This is a genomic window from Pseudomonas sp. HY13-MNA-CIBAN-0226 (assembly GCF_040310305.1).
Classification (GTDB): Bacteria; Pseudomonadota; Gammaproteobacteria; order Pseudomonadales; family Pseudomonadaceae; genus Aquipseudomonas; species Aquipseudomonas gregormendelii.
This window is the reverse complement of sequence record NZ_JBEOPS010000007.1, coordinates 138,308-155,698: the sequence shown is the minus strand read 5'-3', so window position 1 is coordinate 155,698 and position 17,391 is coordinate 138,308. Positions and strand designations below refer to the sequence as shown.

The window sequence follows — 17,391 nt, the reverse complement described above, 5'->3', positions numbered from 1 at the left end:
AGGGGTCGCCTGGATATGTCGCAGGAAGCTCTGCTGTGGGATATGGCCCTTGAGCATTTTGGCTCAGAAGTGTTGCTCCAAATGGTAGTAGAGATGTGGGGTAGCGCAGCTCCTCCGTCTAGACCAGTCGCGGAACACTTGTCCACCGATAGGATGAGCCAGGAAGCTCTGAATATCCTGAAAATTGCTCAGGAGCGAGTGGGCGCTTTCGTACCGGATCGAAGGCCCATTCATGACAAGGTAACGCTGTACGCACGTCATGCAAGTGATTTAGCTGACGGTCTTATCACACGACTGCCGAAGGAAAGGCTGTTGCCAGCTATGAGGGGCTCTCGGATCGAAATCGAACTGGGGATGTGAACCCTAGCGGTCACCGATGACACCGATCAGTAACAATCCTAGTAAAATTATCGAGCTAAATACCACTCCTTTGAGATGCCCTATGAACTCTGAGTTAACTGAAGAAGAAATGCGTCGTGCCCTGTTCGGTGCGGATGAGCCCGAAGTGCAGGTTTCTGCTCCTCCGGTGCAGGAGCCTGCGTCCGAGGTTGTTCCTATAAAGCCAGCAGCAGCTCCCCAAGTGAAGAAGAAAGCGGCAAAAGCTTTTACTCCTAGGCTGAGGGTCACGCTCCGGGTTGGCAACGAATTTGAGGGGAAGATGCACGAGTTGATTCACGAGGCGGATACCTTGAGCTCGCTGCTTGCTGAACAGGAGGCTGTAAGGGCTGCCAAGAAGAAGTACAAGTACGTTGAAGTGGTATCGGTTAAATCGATGTAGAAAACGCAGCTGGGCCGATGAGTTGAAAGGTCGTGCGCCTAGAAAGCTCTCTTATCTCTAACGAGCAACCCCCTCTAGGCTATGTAGTCTATCTGCGTGAACTCGGTGGCGCTGTCAACGAACAGCCCGTCACTCGTGGGTAAGTCTGGCATACCAGCATAATCTTGTTTTTGGGCTCAAACCCATGATCAATCATGCAGCGCTGTACTTCTGCAGTGCGCCCGATGCTGGCGACGTCCAGATTCGACCCGAGTGGTTTCGCATAGCCGCACGCATACATCACTGGCAGGGCTTCACTATCATTGGCTACCTTGAATTCGAAATGGCGTGATGCTCCCGCTTTACGCCATGAGACCTGCATACGTTCATCCCGACCAGAATTAGGCTTGATTGGGTGAAATGCTTCATCTTCTACAAACGGCAACGCTTCGAGCTGCGACAAACTGAGCGGATGGCCCTGCCTTTCTTCGACGCAGGCTGGCATATTCTTCATTAGTTCACAGTATTCAAAGCCGTCTTTACGGGTAAAACCGAGGCGCTGCATACACTGAAAGTGAATTATCTCTTCGTTTATTGGAAAATGGTTTTGTGGCCCTGCCACAGGGTCGCCACATTCTGCCATTGCGGCTCTTACACCATCTACAGAGGTTGAAGTACGTTGCCATCGGGTGAATTCCGGTGATGGGGGGCAGCCGGTGAGTAAAAGTACCGATGAGATCAGGATTGGGATGGTAATGATCTGAGATTTGCTGAACATATTTTGTCCTTAATTTATGTCAGGCTACGCCAATGGTGTCCAAATCTTTGGGGTATCGCCCCAATCTTAACTCTCTAAAGTGCGATATCTCTTCATACGATACATTTCACTATCCGAGTGGGTGAGTAGTGTATCGGCATCCTTTCCGTGCTCGGGATAATATGCAACTCCAATACTGCACAATGGCATCTTGAGTGTGCCTAATTCAGGGCCCAATGGCTCAGCCATGACTTTATGAATCTGCTCTAGCTTTTTGGAAATCGTGTCCCTCGACTGGACGTCTGTCAGCAGCACCGTGAATTCATCGCCGCCAATCCGAGCCACGGTGTCTGTCTCACGCACACAGCTTTTGAGACGTTGGGCAATAATGCACAGAACACGATCTCCCGCTGCGTGGCCATGGACATCATTGATACTCTTGAAGTCATTGATATCCAAAAATAGCAAAGCTAGCTCATTACCGTGGCGCTGCGCAGTCTGCAGTGCAGATATCAGTCGATCACTAAAGAGCGACCGATTGGTTAATTTCGTCAGCGGATCGTGATGAGCAAGGAAGCGCAATTCCTCCTCCGCTTTAGCTAAAGCTGTAACGTTTCTTGCGACCCCAATCCTAGCACCAACTTCCTCCGACCAGAATGCAGCCCATAGGATGTAAACGACTGTCCCATCCTTGCGGATGTAACGGTTCCGGAAATCGAAATGAGGTTGACCATTCATCACCCGGGTGATCGAACCTCGCGTCGCATCCAAATCTTCAGGATGCATATAGCTGGTGATATTGGTGCCAATCAGTTCATCAGGGCGGTAGCCCAACAGGGCCTTACAGGCATCACTCACAAAAACAATGTGGTCGCTTCCATCAACCACAAATACTGTATCCAGCATTAGGTGGATCAGTTTGGGGTAGAGCGCCTGTAAATCGATGGCCATAAGTCATGTGCTATCTGAGTCGTAGAACGCGATCATATCCCGATTTGCAGGGTGGATTGCGAGGAATCTTGTAGGCATAAGGTAGCTCGGAGCATGAGCAGGGTGCGCAGAAATTCCGCAGACAAGAAAACCGGCGTTTCTCCGATCTCAAATAAAGTAGAGCTACTGATTCGTGTAGGTGTAGACGCGATGTACGGTTTGGTCTAGCTGGCACGCTACCGAGTTTTGGACACGCTCATACTGGCTTTGCAGAGTCAGATCTTCGACGTCGCCAAAGCCAAGGGTTGCCTCAATAGCTGGCTAGACTGTCCTAACCCCATGGGCACCTGCTCACTTTCCCCGTCAGAATAAATGACAGTCAAGAAATTGCTGGGGGAGAGGAATAGAGATGGATGTACGCTCACTCTGATATACCAGCTGATTTCTGACGATAACGATATGGACGCGCTCGCGGAACGCTTGGCTGAACAAGGCTGTGATGATGCGTTGGTTGGGGTCGGAAAACTAGGTCGCCTGGCGTTCGAGTTTGTCCGCGATGCACACTTCGCAGCAGCGAATTACAGTGGCCGTGATGCAAAAATGCAAAGCCCCGAAGGTTCGCGTCTTAGGGGCTTCTATTTTCGCCTTCATCCCTTAATGATTGGCGAACGTGGCGGCGAGAATACCCGTATTGAATTGGCGATTCACTACAGTGGTGAGGCCATTTTTCAGTCGGCAGGACTCTGAAGGCCGAAGCCTTCTAACCTGTATTGCTGACAAAAACTGCAGGCCGATGCTTGGCTGAAGCCATGGAGGAGTGCGCACATATATTAATCCGAACAGTTTTAGGTATCTAAATGCCTGTAAATTATCCACAAAAACCTTCTTCAAATACGTTCACTACTTTGTCGACCAGACGAGATGAACCACGCTAGCCTGTATTTATTAATATAGCAGCATGATGAGCGATTGTCTCTCGTCATCCGGGAAAAGACTACCTGCAATGTGTGTGCCTGCTGTGGATTAACTGTGATGTATTATTTCCTGTTCCGAAAAATTTAGTTAGCGCGGTTAAATTTTTTTCTAAGCGTAAGGCTAGAGTTTTTGGGGTTGGCAGCGCTAAATTGTGCGAGTCGGAAAGTTTAGCTCGAATTCATTGTGCTGAGCTTTTTACTAACTGAATATAATAGATCGCAGTTAAAAAATTAAATGAATTCAAGTCTGCTAAGCTGCGAATGCTGAATTGAATCATGAGTACGTCAATGCTCTAAACTTACCACACATAGTGTTGCATTAAAACTTAATGAGCTTTTAATAACTCGTCGAGGATACTTAAACTGAAATGCCGCTGCTGGGTGACGGCGAAAAATTGTTCAACAATCTCCGGGATTTCCAAATATAGCTGTAGAGCACCACTGCGTAGTTCATCCTGCACTACTACCGCTGGCAGTAGTGCTACGTCGCCGGAGTCGCGAGCAAGCAGGCGCAGCATGGCCATGTCGTCCACCTCTGCAAAGATGGTCGCGCGTACTTCGTGGCTATCGCAGTACAACTCAAATTGACTGCGAATGTCGCTGCTGCGGCCGGGCAAAATCAGGCGGACATGCTGAAGGTCACGGCGCAGGTCAAAAGGCGGCTGCCCGTCCCGGGGCGGGCCAACCAGGCAAACAGATTGGCGATCCAATAGTTGGCAACGCCAGGAGCGATGCGCATCCGAGCTTACCGGTGTGTTGGTGAGAACTACATCAAGCTTGTGTAACACCAGCCTCTCCAACAGCTCTCCCAAACTGCCCGACTCCAGGGTGATGTGAACATCGTTGCGGCCGAGGAATGGACGCAGTAGGTTCTCTTGAAAATTTCGGGAAAGGGTAGCAACGGCGCCGATGCGTAGCTGCTGATTGGCCTGTTGGCCCCCTTGCAGTGTCATCTGTAGCTCGTTGCCTAGCGCAAAAATACTTTCGGCGTAATCCAGAACCAAGCGACCTGCTTCAGTGAGCAGAAGGCTGCGACCTGAGCGGATGAATAGTGCATAGCCGAGCTGATCTTCCAAGGAGCGAATCTGTGTCGACAGTGCCGACTGGGCGACATGCAGTGATTGAGCTGCTCGGGTCAGGTTGCCTTCTTTGGCAACGGCCCAGAAGTAATGCAGATGATGAAAGTTCAGTCGACGCATGATTCGTTCTTTTTTTTATATCGATACGTTCCATTCAATCTATTTTCAATAAAAAAGCAACTGGATAAGACTAAATCTGCCGATCACCCTCGCGAGTTTCTTTGATGCCATTCTTGCTTCCCCAACTGAGTACCATGCTGCCCTGGATCTACGCGCTAGCCCTGTTACCAGTGGCATTCGGTAAGGCGACGGTCGGTCGTCTCTGGTGGTCAGCACGATTGGCCGGATATGCGGGCTTTGCGCTGGTGTTAACAGCTTTGTTGCAAGCAGCGCTGGACGGGCGTGAAAATGACCGTCTGGGCTTGGCCATGGCCACACTGATTAGCCTACTGGCGCTGGTCATCATCGACTTCTCATCGCGCTACCTGGAAGGTGAACGAGGGCAGCGCCGATACCTAATGTCGCTGCTCAGCACCTTGGCTGCAGTAGCATTGGTGGTCACATGCGATGATCTTTATGTGCTCGTCGGTGCGTGGATCATCTCCAGCCTAAGCCTGCACTTGCTGCTCACCTTCTATCATGACCGTCCAATGGCCCAAGTGGTGGCCCATAAAAAGTTTCTTGCCAGCCGTCTGGCGGACATCTGCTTACTCATAGCTGCTGTATTGCTGGTGCAGGCAGCCGACGACAGTAACATCGCGATGATCCTCCAACATGTCGCAGCGCGCCTGCAGCTAAGCGGTTCTCTGAGCTGGGATCTACAGTTGGCGGTAGTGCTGCTGATCCTGACAGTTATTCTCAAATCTGCACAACTGCCGGTACACGGCTGGCTAATACAGGTGATGGAGGCACCGACACCAGTCTCGGCTTTGTTACATGCGGGTCTTGTAAATCTTGGGGGCTTTGTGCTGCTGCGTTTCGCACCCTTACTGAATGCCGCACCGGTGGCTCAGACGTTATTGGTGGTAATAGGTGGGCTGACGGCTTTGCTTGCAAGTCTCGTGATGATGACCCGCATCAGCATTAAGGTTCGTTTGGCTTGGTCAACCTGTGCACAAATGGGTTTCATGCTGCTGGAGTGCGGTCTGGGTCTATACGAGTTGGCGTTTGTACACCTTATAGCTCACTCGCTTTATAAGGCTTATGCCTTCCTCAGCGCCGGTGAAACGGTCGCGCAGGTGAGGCGTCAGGCACTGTATGAGCGGCGTCCGCCAGCGACGCTCTCGCAGATACTTCTGGCACTGTCCATTGCAGCATTATGGGTGGCTTTGCTGCATGTAGTGTGGAGCCAACTGCTACCGACACATGAGATCCCCCTAATGGCACTTGCTGTCCTCGCTATCGGCCTGGCTCCGTGGTGTATGCGCCTGAGCGGCATTCTGCACAATTTGGGCACGCTCACACTGTTGCTCGGAATTTACCTGATGTGGCATGTGTCCGCCGGATATGTACTTGGTGCGAGCCCTTCCCCAAGTGCCCTACAACAGTATCTGGCATTGATAGCGATACTGATGTTCCTCATCCTCTACGTGATTCAAGCATTGATTTTGGCAAGGCCCCAAGGAGCGCTGGCGCGGCGACTATATCCCTTGGCTTTCGCCGGATTCTTTCTAGATGAACACTTTACCCGCCTGACTTTCCGCCTTTGGCCAGTACGCAGTCAGCAGCGGCCCATACATGCGAACGGAGACAGCCTATGACCGTGCTTGAACACTCCGCACCCATTGATATAGATGCTCTCCACGACATCGCCTTGCAGGCTTGCGAACGTATAGCCCCAGCTTGGCCGTTGGATCGCATGATCGCGGTTAGTCCGCTCTGGGAGCGCCGCGATCAACCCTGGGCGAAGGTGACCGAGGAGCTCTGGCGACGCGCAGGGAGCCGCATGACCCTTTCACCAGCGGACTATCGCCTCGCTTGGCAAGAAAAACGTATAGCCGAACGCCACCTCTACTTGTCCCTGTCCGAAGCCTCTCTTAACTGGACGCCGACGCAACTACTACAGTTCCTGGATGAGCCGCTTGATAGTTTCCAAGGTATGCCGCTATTAGAGGATATGGCAAACACAGACATTACGTCAGCAGGTTGGCCCGCACTGATAACACATCAGATTAGCCAGTGCTGCGCCTCTTGGTTCGATGAGGATCAGGCCGATTGGTGTGCGACTAAACAGGCGGGGCTCTATCAGGCTTGGCGTGAGTCAATGTTGCAAGATCGCGGCTTAAGTGTACTTAGCGCTTGCCGATCGCTAGGTGAACGGATTGGTGAACTACCACATCACCCGAAGGATGCCATTGCGGCAGCGGTGCAACGTTTGGGCATTGCTAAAGATGAGTTGGAGGAGTGGTTCGATTGCCTGTTGCTGCGTAGCCTCGGCTGGGCTTCTTGGTGCGCCTACCGGCGCTGGCAAGCACGACTACAAGGTAGCGATGATCCGATTCTACTTGAACTGCTGGCAATTCGTGCAGCTTGGGAGTGGTTGGTGGACGACCGCAGGCGCGATGCCGAGAGTTGCTGGAGTGACTGGCGCAAGTTTTGGCAGGTAGGGCGAAAAAAGGCTCCGACCGCAGCTTGGCAGGCACTACAGCTTTGGCAACGGGCGGAAGAACTGGCTTGGCAGGAGCAGCTGCAGAGTATGATGCGAAAACCCCCAGCGTCCGTGACCGATAGCACCGCGCTTGCGCGCGTTTACTTCTGTATAGACGTGCGATCCGAGGTGGTGAGAAGAGCACTAGAACAGGCTTGCCCGCAAGTGCAGACCGGTGGATTCGCCGGTTTTTTCGGCATGCCTATTGCCTATATGCCCCTAGGTACAAATGCCTCGCGTCCACAACTACCCGGATTGCTTGCTGCGCAACTAACGGTTACTGACAGCAGCGGCGATGCCGTCTGTGACCGCGCCTTGGCCAGCAAGCGCAAAATGCGTTTGGAACGCGCCGGTCGGTGGCAGCTGTTCCAGCGTTTGCCTGCATCAACATTTACTTTGATTGAAACGCTGGGATTAGGCTACGCGGGCGCGCTACTTGGGCGCGCCTGTGGATTGCTGTCCCGCCCATCCGCGCCAGATCATAGTGCTTTACGACCGGATGAGTGGCAACAGCTGAAGCCAACGCTACCGGAGCTTCCCCTAGGACAGCGTGCCAAATTTGCTGCGAGCATCTTGCGTGCAATGAGCCTGACTCGCGACTTCCCGCCTATGATCCTACTGCTTGGACATGGTAGCCAGAGTGCCAATAACCCTCAGGCAGCCGGGCTAGATTGTGGTGCGTGCTGTGGCCAAAGCGGCGAGATCAACGCCAGACTGGTGGCGGACATGCTCAACGATGCAGGAGTGCGCAGCGCTCTCCGCGAACAGGGTATCGACATGCCTGTGGCTTGCCGAGTGCTGGCAGGGCTGCACAACACCACTACAGACGAAATTCAGGTTTTTGAGAGCGAGTCGCTTCCGGATACATTGAGACCAACTTGGCTGACGTTGCGCCAGGCCCTCGATGATGCCAGCGTACTTGCCCGACGCGAGCGCGCCGCGCGTTTGGGATTGGCACACCTGTGCGGGCATCCGGCTAAGCTACTAGCAGCCCTTCGCAGACGCGCAGTCGACTGGGCGCAGACCCGTCCTGAATGGGGGTTAGCAGGCAATGCTGCCTTTATTGCTGCCCCACGATCACGAACGAGGGGACTGAATTTGCAGGGGCGGTCATTCCTGCACGATTACGACTGGCGACAGGATGAAGAGGGGCAAGTGCTGGAGCTGATTATGACGGCCCCCATGGTGGTTGCGCACTGGATCAACATGCAGTACCTGACCTCCACCACCGACAATCTGCGCTTCGGAAGCGGCAACAAGGTTTTGCACAACGTCGTAGGTGGATGCATTGGAGTGTTTGAAGGGAATGGCGGCGATCTGCGTGTTGGTCTGGCGAGGCAATCATTGCATGACGGCGAGCGCTGGATACATCGTCCATTGCGTCTGAGTGTAGTAATCGAGGCGCCCCAGAAAATGATCGATAAAGTTCTGGCTGAGCATGCAGTGGTTAGAAATCTCGTGTTGCACGGATGGCTCTACCTACTGCGTACTGACAGTGCATGCACTGATATGATGGAGCGGCGTACTGCCGAGGGCTGGCAACTTTTGGAGCAGGATTTTATATAAAGTCAGGCAATGTAGCTGCAGCCTTTGCACAGAGATGATCAGCTTATTTTTACCTAGCGTAACCTACTGTGCTGAGTGGCTTTACCTAGGCACTCATAGGTATGTAGCGCGCTTCCGAAAATGTCGTGGCCATTCGTCCAGCACGTCGTATGGCTTCGGCAGTTGAGCGTTTGAGAGTTACAAACTAGGCTCGACCAATGCTGATGGTTCAAACCCCGTAGCGCTTGTTCCCGCCTGATCTGATGCAGTACCTGCCACCTATCAGGTCAATGCATACACTGCCTGAAGAACAAGTACAGGAAGAGCCATATTCAGGGGCAGGTCTACGAGCAGGTTGCGGTGCAGGCCGCACTGGTTTCGGCTGAGATGCAATGTAGCAATTCGATCCGCTGCAAGGGTTTTTAAACGAAAGCCACTTAGCTGGCTGACCATCAATGCTTAGGCGACTTGTTAGGCTTTGGAGATAAAGCTACTAAGGCTATCGCTTCTTCGGGCTTAAGCCCGGCTCGACCCCAAGTCTTCACATACCTTGGTCGAGTCACTCCACACTTGGCCCACCACGACGCATTGCAGCTGCCTCATTTCTCCGGGGCGTTACCAAGCCGTGCGCCATCCCAGGTTTCAGTGATCTCGTCTATTCGATCCGCAATTTGAGGCGTTTTCGATAGGACTAGGCAGCGCGTGTTGCCGACAAATTCCTCTATCAAATACAACGAGTCACCAACATCAAGCTCCAGCTCCTGCAATGCCTCATCGGGAATTCGAATCGCACCGTCACCATCCCATTCTTCGATCATGATTTTCATAGGTGGCTTTTTCACGTGTTGTCTCCATTGCTTTTAAGCCGGCAATGGTACCTTGATTTGCGTACAGGCTCAGTGCGCGGCGAGCAACCGTTCGAGCTGGTCACTCTCCGAGGCACTCAATAGGTCGACAGGATCAACTCTTTCGCGCTGCGAGAGTTCTAGCGTCCCGACTCTGCCATCAGGCGATCTGCAGTACTCGCAGTAGTCCAGGGTGTCACAGTCATTGGAGAGTGTTAGTAGCCATTCATCAATCTCCGCGCTCATGAGCCCGTGATAGATCTCCCCCCATGACTGGATCGAGCTCCGCATCATGGTACGTTTTCCTAGCGCGACGTCCTTCAGTACCTGGCAGACCTCGTGGGCGGTGAGAGAGGAGGTTGTGCTCAAATCATTTTACGCTCGAGTCATTGCTTGCCCGGCTATGCGGTGGTGTGCAGTGAATGAAGAGATCGCTCCTTCGGGCCAATGGGCCCGGCTCACATAATCAGCCGAGCATCTTTCTTAATAATGGACGCGACATTCCTGGCATCGTTCATCTCACGGTGATGGGTATCCAAGTCCTTAATGGCGTAGCGCCAATCGCTTTGCAGCTCATGGGCCAACGAGAGCCAATTCATCATCTGAGCGCCTGCCTGCGACATGCGGTTCCATGCCGCCAGTCGCACGGTGGTATTGAAGGTGCCGGTGGCCGTCCTCCTGTGCGACGAACTGCATCATTGTAAAAGCGCATGAATTGATACGACCTATTTGAGAGGCTTCGAAGGAACCGGAGGCCTGGTGGGTGTTAGGATCGCCTCTCGGGTAATCGGTTGGATGATACGAGGCCTCTCATGGGGACACTGATCGTGAAGCGCTATAGATTTGTTCGCATTGGCCAGTAGAGAAAGGTTTTAACATGGCAGTGAGGCTGGAGTTTTTAACTCAAGATTCTGAAGAGGTCGCATTGGCGACACGATATTGGTCGATGGACGACGAAGGGGCATACCTCGAGCGGGTCGCCGATATGGTGCCGTTTCGAGATATCCAGCAGTCTGGTCAGATCGCCAAGCGCGTTCGTGAATTCTGCATAGCTTTTGACGAGAACCAAAGGTGCTGTCTATGCAGCGAGCCGCTAGCGGTCAATGGTCGAGCGGAAGTCAAAAAGTTTTACCAAATCTCTTCGTCACCTTGCGAGAGCTGCGCCGACGACCAGCGCCAGGAACTCGCTGAACAGCAAGCGCGGGAGCAAGATCAGGTCAGCAAAATGTTAGCGGATCTTGCTAAGCGAAGCGCCTCCATAACGCTCAACTATGCCGAGCTACCAGATGATGTGGTACTGGTGCTCCTTGCAATCAACGCTTTGGTGGCGCCACGCCTTGCCGAAGGTACATTTGGCGTTGGCGACTGTGAGGATTTGGCGCCTCAGAATGGTGACGAGCTTGTGATAAAGCTTGTGAGTAAGCGGTACCTTCTGCAGGATTATTCCGCTGCGAAGCCCGGAACCTACTATCTCAAGGATGGTGATCTTTGGCATAAGACCTATCAGCTGGAGCTCTTCCTTCCCCCCGATATCATTCATGGACGTGGACTTGGCGCACTTAACTTCCTGCAAGAGCGCGTATTTTCAGACACCGAGGCTCTGACAAATCTCTGGTTGGATTATGCGGTCGGCGATGTCCTGCACTATCTCTTTGATCAGTGCAGTACGTACAACCACGATCTGGATCAGGATGCGGTCGACAAGGTCAAGAGCACAGTCAGGCATGCTTTGCATACCTATAGCGTCTCGCAGTTGTGGTCGCTCATGTGGAGGGTGGTACGAGACGCAGCGAGTCTTGCAAATCGCGAGTACTACAATCGACCTAAGGCGACTGCCACCATCCCCAATAAGATCAGGAAACTGCTGGAGGCTTCGGATCAGCAAGGCGGAGTTATCAAATCCTGGGATCGGCCTCAAAGTCATATTGCTGGTTCACTGGGAATGGTGTTTTCGAACCTCTTCCGGATCGATGAGCATTCTAAAGGCGCTGAAGTGATCGCTAGTTTTAGCCGGCTTGGTGCTTCCAGCGGTACTGGAAGCAGTGATGAGTTGCGCTCCCTGGCGGATGGGTTTATGCGTCGCGCGTTAGACGGGCCAGATCCATGGGCCGCCCTAGAGCATTTCGCAAACAACATCCGTGCTGGGTTGACGACGGAAGAGTCGATCTTGGAGGTTGTGAGCCAACACGGCGATGTGTTCGTTTAAGCCTCCCTCATTCTCACTACCGTTCGTTCTACAAGGATGTACCCGTGCGTCTCTTCGCAAACCCTTTGCTCTGTTGCAATGCTCGCCACATGTGCCGACTCTCACAATTGGACGCCGTAACAAAACGGCTCAGCGCGCATTGCGGCCAGCGATCGCATCCTCATCTCAACGCTACTGGATGGTGAGTACGGCTATCATGTAAGTGCTCAATCGCATAGGTATCCCTCATGGCTACTGCCACTGTGAACGCTAAAGGCGAAATCACCATCCCTGTCCAGGTACGGGCTACTCTTGGCCTTCGACCAAGAGATGAAATCGAGGCAGCAATGTATTCCGTTGAGCGACTGAAGGGCATGATTCGCAAGCCGAAGGTCAACGTGAGCGTTGATGACATGAACGCAGTCTTTGCGCTGAAGGAGTAAATGCTCAACTGGGATTCCCAGAACACCCTGAGCTTCAGCCGTAGATATGTTAATCCGACAAGAAACTGGTTGTAGTTCCCAAACGGGCTCGTTATGTTGGATGGGTGTCAATAAATGAGAATCCGTATGGACGATCAACTATCAACAGTACGACCTCCGGCCGAAGCCTATGAGGTTGATGCCGTCATCGAAGAGCTGAGGGCTGAATTTGACAGGCTTGAGCGCGAAAGTGTTCAGGCTGATAGTCACGCAGTTCGACGGGTTAAGGCTGCGCTTGACGCTCTTGATCTCGCTGAGGGCTTGCACGATCACAGGATGATCAACTGCGGCCTCGACCGTGCGTTCTTGGCACTGGAAGCGATTGACCATGCCTTCAGTGTCTTTGGCCCATCGTCCGTTTTATCCCGCCAGTACAAATACTGGAGCCGCGTTTTAGCGTTTTGCCTTGCCGCCCTGGCTAAGCTCAAAGCCCTAATTGCTCGCTCTCTAAGAGCAACTCTGCGCGTCCCACTCTTTATGGACGGCCCAGAACTCAGCGGATACAAGCACCGCCTTCGTTAATCCCCCTTTCGAAAAATTTTCATTTTTCCTTTTTTCGATTGGGATCGTTCGTATGACCTCAGAAAACCGTCGTACCTGTACCGCTTGCTCCGAAAAGGGCGAGCTGAAATGCGTTTGTGTGCCAGCAACTCAAGTCTGCAACGACACATCGTCAGTAAATAAACTCTCTCCAGAATCAACTCGTATCGTTACTAGCGAGCGCCTCTGGTTTGACCGGATACTTGATCTGCTGAAGATTGGTATAGGCTTGGCTAACCTGATCTTGGGGCTCAGCAAACACTAAAACTCCAGCCACAGCCTCGCAGCGAGTCAGCGGCGCTCCCAAGGGCCATGACTTTGATGGATCCGGGTAATCGGTACGAATTGGAAACGGCCTCGGTTTCGCGAGGCCGGCTTTCAACAAGAAGCAACTAGCTGCAGTTGCCTGCTTTACGATATCCCGCCGCCTGAGCCTCAGATTCTGAAGTGAAGGAGATCTGATTTTTCTCGGACACCTGACCATAACTAGGGCACCCCACTGAGAGGTGATACACCTGGCTCTTCCGGTTACCGATGATCACACCTATCCCGCTCGCGCTCGCGAGGGTTGGCTGGGCTGCTACTCGCGGAGAATTAACAGGAATTGCGCTAACGACCCCATCACCAACTGCCTTGTACCCTTGTGACCATTGACGCTCGCCAGTTACGAATGGATTGGAGTGCCCCATGATTGCTGCAATGCGGCGATCTCGCTCTTTCTCCCAAGACGAAACCGGGTACTGCTTGTCCCAGGCCATCAGTAGCTGTTGCTGCTGACGAGACATGCTCAGTTTGTATCTGTCGAACATGTAAAACGTTGTCCTGGCAACCAGGCCCTTGACCTCGTTACGCGGTTCCGCAGCACGTTGATCGAAATCAACTCGCGTCTTGCACTGGCCATACTGCGGCGAGACCCCGGAGGCCATACCATAGTTGAAATTGCTAGCCATCCAAACCAACCCCATAAACTCTACTGTTTGCTTAAGTCCCTTCGGCTGATTGTCATACATGCCTTTATGCCATTTCCTCACGTTGAAATGCTGTAGACCGGCGAGGAGGGAAGGGCACGCAGCGAATTCAGCATCGTGCTCGAGCTGCCTCGCATCATAGTCACCCCACGATGCCCAAGCAGCGTTTGGATATCGCGCAATAAACGCTTCTAGCTCCTGGCCAACCTCCACATAAATTCCTGCACCATCTACGTCCGCTTGCTGAATGGATGTGAGCTGTTTGCAGAAGTCGGTGAGGATAGGATTGATCTGCGGTCGAACGAAACGCTGGAACTCATCGACCACTTCTAGCGTCTCCAGATCGATCAACACCAGGCCAATTTCGATCGTTTCCATCTGATCCAGGAAGACTGAAAGCGATCTTGGTGATTCCAATTTGTCAACCTCGTCACAGGTTGCTTCAAGGTCTACGCAATAGAGGTAGCGGTATGGCGCGAGAAGGTTATGGATGGATTGAAGGTGGATAAGCTTTGCTTCGATGCTCACGGCAGAGGAGACCGTACTACGTTTTTCACTAGGAAGAAGTCAGGAAGAATATCCTGGGCAAGCCAGGTCGGTATGCCTACCTCCAGCGTATGGGATTTAGATGTCGATTTCACCGCAAGGCCAACGTGAATCAACCTGCAGAGCTGATCGCATGCTTCGTTAGGCTGAAGTCCGGTAAAAGTTTCAAACTCAGAGCGAGGAAGCGGGCCCTGGATCAGCAGCGCGAGGTAAGCTGGTGCAATTTCTGCTCTGATCCCTGCCTCTGCTAACAGCGAATGCGTCCTGAAGACGTGCATCACAGCTTCCCGAACCTGGCCGCGATTTAGCACAGTAGTCATGTAATCCACTTCTTCAAGACAAACCTCAAGCATGAAATCAATGAAGCTGAGGGTGGATTCACGTGACGGTTGGGCACCACCAATTGGCTCGCTCACTCGCGTGCGATGAGTCAAAGCCAAAGCCCGATATTCCTCGTGCCTACGTGCCAGACCGCGAGCAAGCGACCACAGGTGGGGATGCAACTCGAGCTGAGCCAAATGCTGGTGAATGATCTCCCTCGCGACAGCTCCTTTAGCATCGGAAAACGCTTGGCTTTGGAGAAGGTAAAAGTGGTGGGCTAGTACCGTAACTATGCGTCGACGAAGCTCGGGTACCTTCTCCAGCGTGGACTGCTGGTTCGCTAAGTTCAGTGCATTCTTCAGAGCTTCTGGCTCTGTATTGTAGCCGTCAATGATCCTTGAAAAACGGGCGTCAGTGTCCATCATTAGCCTGCTCAAGGACGCAGCGGTTTCAGGCGCGACCACGCCGGCCAGGAAAGCTGACTTAGTTACAAGCAAGTCGGCGCTCGCCAGTATTGACGGAGTAACTGAGTCGGGAAGGGCCGGGTTTGAGACAATCATGGCGCTGACACTATCCGTGCTTGAGGCGCTTGTCATGCAACAAGTGAGATTTCGAAACGAGCGAAGCGGTTCGTACCATTTCGTGGAAGTCACGAAGGCTCAGAGTCTAGGATGAACTCACTGCCTCTCAATATTACGTCTTCTTGGGCCTGACAGATCCTACGCAGTGGGCAATGGGGATATCGCTAATTCGGGCCACCTGGCACGGCTTGGTGTTATGTTTTGAGATGGAGGTGAAAGTGCTGTCATCGATCAAGGAATACCAACCAGGGCCCCAGATCCCACAGAGCGTTTGGATGACCCTAGGGCTACCGTCACGCGGTACCAGGCTTCATGACCTAGTTCGCGAAGGGCTGTCTTTCGAATTCCTTCATCGGATAGCGAGCCTACTGCAGGTGCAGCAAGGGGTAATCTCCAAGGCTATTTGCATAGCACCAATGACGTTGGCGCGTAGAGCGAAAGCAGGGCGGTTCAACGCCTTAGAAAGCGACCGCCTCGTCGCATTGCTATCTGTCTTCGACGGCGCACTTTGCTTCTTCGAAAACGATAAGGCTGCAGCAACGGAATGGATTAGCTCGCCGGTTCGAGGGCTCGGATCGAAGCGTCCAATCGACATGCTGGGGACGCGGGTGGAAACGATAGCAGTCCTCGATTTTATCGGTCGATTGGAGAGAGGGATTTTTGTTTGAGAATCGTCAGGCCAGGGCTTAGCGCATTTCTCTATGTGCTGCGAGGTGCTGCATCTCGGCTGTCCAAAGCCGCAAAAAACGACGCCAATCTCTCGCATAGCAGCCTTGCCGCAGTCGAGTAGACCCGGTGCTCGCTTCTTCGAAAAACGAGACTTCCAAGGCTCTGGTATGTGCTCGTCGAGCACGACTACAAAGTGGGATCCACTGACTCCCTGGATCTCGGTTTCAGGAACACCTTCTCGTAGCTCCTCAACCGACATGGCGGCGGCATCACCAATGGGTCATCTCGATCTTCACGTTCAATTTCATCGAGAATCGCCAGGTACTGAATCGCTCGATCCGATCCAGGTTGCAGCCGTTCTATATCCCACAAAGCATAGCGACGTTTACGTTCACGCTGCCAGAGACGATTCACGTCGGTCATCATTATTTTCCGCTATTCCAGACCCAGTGAGCTCATCTATTTGATCCACGATCTAGCGTGCAACCGCACGAGCTGATCATCCCGCAAAAGTACATAGTAGGTCGACATGACTTGCTCCGAAGCACTGGGTGGACTCATGAGGCTGTCTACAGGGTGAGAGTACTGGAACTATCTATTTTCGTCGTGATTTCGGGCCCTCGGGCCCGGCTTACACTGAAGCCAAGAATCTTCCTCATGATGGACACGACATTTCTGGCATCGTTTATCTCCTCGGTGATAAATCCAAGCAAGGCTATTCAAAACGACTCCCTAAATCGATATCGCGACAGCACATAGAGTGCATTGGTGCTGCCAATATTTATGTGAAGTATTTTTGAAAAGCGATTAAAGATTCCTCCTTTTTTAGCCGATCTTAAAGGAAAACAATAAGGGTTGGACTTAATGGAAGCGATTCCGAAGCAAGCGACAAAGTTTGTACTTAATCCACATTTCACCGATATGCGGTTGGACGATCGGCTCTCCGTGAAAACAGAGGATGGTCGAGAAGTCGTTTTGGTGATAGGTTCGGACGAACACCGACTAAGTGCTGTGCAAGCTGATATTCTAGCTCAGGGGTTTCTGATGGCGTCGTTGCGAACAAAAGTTGATTGCTTCAACGTGCCGTGGGAAAAAGGGGAGATCCATGAGTTTGTCCCTGAACCTGGTAAAAGGAAGAGACAAGGAGTAAGAGTCGAGGACTCTACCTGGTATGGTGAAAATCAAACCTACAGTTTCGTCGCGGTGGGTTGGATATATGAGAAGGAAGGTGAAGATCCGAGTTATCCAGCTAATGTCGTGTTCATACGCACAACGCTTGAGGGCGACGTTGGTTTTAAAAAGGGTGACGACGAGTATCTCTTTAGTTCCCACCAAGCAATCACGCTTTGTCAGGATTTGAGTGATGCTGCGTATTCTCTGAGGCAGCGGCGCTGGATGATATGGGACAACAGAATCGATTGGCACTATATCTCCAATAAAGAATAAATAGCGCCAGTCCGTAAAAAAGACTCATTATTCGATAAACTAAAAAAATATAGACCGCAGCACTGGAATGGATGAGCTCGCCGGTTCATACCGCCTAAGCACATAGTAGGTCGATTGGT

Annotated in this window: 16 protein-coding genes and 1 pseudogene; 9 read left to right on the top strand and 8 right to left on the bottom strand. The window is 52.4% G+C overall.

All coding sequences use genetic code 11. From position 1 onward, the window contains the following. Positions 1-442: 442 nt before the first annotated feature. Positions 443-778: a hypothetical protein gene (locus AAEZ05_RS09880; RefSeq protein WP_350647089.1), complete on the top strand. Its 336-nt coding sequence runs from the start codon at positions 443-445 to the stop codon at positions 776-778. Positions 779-866: 88 nt separating this feature from the next. Here the strand turns inward: AAEZ05_RS09880 and AAEZ05_RS09875 are convergent, their stop codons facing one another. After that, entirely contained in the window at positions 867-1,535 is a 669-nt protein-coding gene (locus AAEZ05_RS09875; RefSeq protein ID WP_350647087.1) for a hypothetical protein, read from the bottom strand. 66 nt (positions 1,536-1,601) lie between these two features. Next, the gene (locus AAEZ05_RS09870) at positions 1,602-2,465 is read right to left on the bottom strand and encodes a diguanylate cyclase domain-containing protein (protein WP_350647085.1); all 864 of its coding nucleotides are present in this window, start codon (positions 2,463-2,465) and stop codon (positions 1,602-1,604) included. 438 nt (positions 2,466-2,903) lie between these two features. Between AAEZ05_RS09870 and AAEZ05_RS30710 the strand changes: the two genes are divergently transcribed. Then, entirely contained in the window at positions 2,904-3,191 is a 288-nt protein-coding gene (locus tag AAEZ05_RS30710; RefSeq protein WP_502947762.1) for a hypothetical protein, read from the top strand. Between the two features lie 553 nt (positions 3,192-3,744). Here AAEZ05_RS30710 and AAEZ05_RS09860 read toward each other — a convergent pair. Next, a complete protein-coding gene (locus AAEZ05_RS09860; protein WP_266019649.1) occupies positions 3,745-4,617 on the bottom strand; it encodes a LysR family transcriptional regulator in 873 nt (290 codons plus the stop codon). Between the two features lie 104 nt (positions 4,618-4,721). On the opposite strand from AAEZ05_RS09860, the gene AAEZ05_RS09855 reads away from it, so the two are divergent. Then, a complete protein-coding gene (locus AAEZ05_RS09855) occupies positions 4,722-6,257 on the top strand; it encodes an NADH-quinone oxidoreductase subunit L (RefSeq protein ID WP_350647083.1) in 1,536 nt (511 codons plus the stop codon). Next, on the top strand, positions 6,254-8,710 hold the full coding sequence (locus tag AAEZ05_RS09850) for a YbcC family protein (protein ID WP_350647081.1): 2,457 nt from the start codon (positions 6,254-6,256) through the stop codon (positions 8,708-8,710). The genes AAEZ05_RS09855 and AAEZ05_RS09850 overlap by 4 nt, the downstream gene beginning before the upstream one ends. A gap of 578 nt (positions 8,711-9,288) precedes the next feature. On the opposite strand, the gene AAEZ05_RS09845 is transcribed toward AAEZ05_RS09850, so the two are convergent. From AAEZ05_RS09845 to AAEZ05_RS09840, 3 genes and pseudogenes are all read right to left on the bottom strand, one after another. Then, positions 9,289-9,531: an AbrB/MazE/SpoVT family DNA-binding domain-containing protein gene (locus AAEZ05_RS09845; RefSeq protein WP_350647079.1), complete on the bottom strand. Its 243-nt coding sequence runs from the start codon at positions 9,529-9,531 to the stop codon at positions 9,289-9,291. A 54-nt stretch (positions 9,532-9,585) separates the two neighbouring features. Next, positions 9,586-9,903, bottom strand: a complete 318-nt coding sequence (locus AAEZ05_RS30705; protein WP_502947761.1) for a DUF7693 family protein — start codon at positions 9,901-9,903, stop codon at positions 9,586-9,588. 167 nt (positions 9,904-10,070) lie between these two features. Further along, a pseudogene (locus tag AAEZ05_RS09840) lies at positions 10,071-10,205 on the bottom strand (hydrolase); the annotation flags it as partial. A 206-nt stretch (positions 10,206-10,411) separates the two neighbouring features. On the opposite strand from AAEZ05_RS09840, the gene AAEZ05_RS09835 reads away from it, so the two are divergent. The 3 genes from AAEZ05_RS09835 (at position 10,412) to AAEZ05_RS09825 (ending at position 12,723) form a co-directional block, all read left to right on the top strand. Next, a complete protein-coding gene (locus tag AAEZ05_RS09835; protein WP_350647077.1) occupies positions 10,412-11,740 on the top strand; it encodes a hypothetical protein in 1,329 nt (442 codons plus the stop codon). A gap of 227 nt (positions 11,741-11,967) precedes the next feature. Then, positions 11,968-12,162, top strand: coding sequence for an AbrB/MazE/SpoVT family DNA-binding domain-containing protein (locus AAEZ05_RS09830; RefSeq protein WP_350647075.1), 195 nt, complete (start codon positions 11,968-11,970; stop codon positions 12,160-12,162). 126 nt (positions 12,163-12,288) lie between these two features. Continuing rightward, complete coding sequence (locus tag AAEZ05_RS09825; protein WP_350647073.1) at positions 12,289-12,723, top strand: hypothetical protein; 435 nt, start codon at positions 12,289-12,291, stop codon at positions 12,721-12,723. 410 nt (positions 12,724-13,133) lie between these two features. Here AAEZ05_RS09825 and AAEZ05_RS09820 read toward each other — a convergent pair whose 3' ends face one another. Beyond that, entirely contained in the window at positions 13,134-14,237 is a 1,104-nt protein-coding gene (locus tag AAEZ05_RS09820; RefSeq protein WP_350647071.1) for an endonuclease, read from the bottom strand. Further along, positions 14,234-15,136, bottom strand: a complete 903-nt coding sequence (locus AAEZ05_RS09815; protein WP_350647069.1) for a Fic family protein — start codon at positions 15,134-15,136, stop codon at positions 14,234-14,236. The genes AAEZ05_RS09820 and AAEZ05_RS09815 overlap by 4 nt, the downstream gene beginning before the upstream one ends. A gap of 173 nt (positions 15,137-15,309) precedes the next feature. Between AAEZ05_RS09815 and AAEZ05_RS09810 the strand changes: the two genes are divergently transcribed. Further along, positions 15,310-15,825, top strand: coding sequence for an antitoxin Xre/MbcA/ParS toxin-binding domain-containing protein (locus AAEZ05_RS09810; RefSeq protein WP_350647067.1), 516 nt, complete (start codon positions 15,310-15,312; stop codon positions 15,823-15,825). 865 nt (positions 15,826-16,690) lie between these two features. Further along, the gene (locus AAEZ05_RS09805) at positions 16,691-17,272 is read left to right on the top strand and encodes a hypothetical protein (RefSeq protein ID WP_350647065.1); all 582 of its coding nucleotides are present in this window, start codon (positions 16,691-16,693) and stop codon (positions 17,270-17,272) included. Positions 17,273-17,391 lie beyond the last annotated feature (119 nt).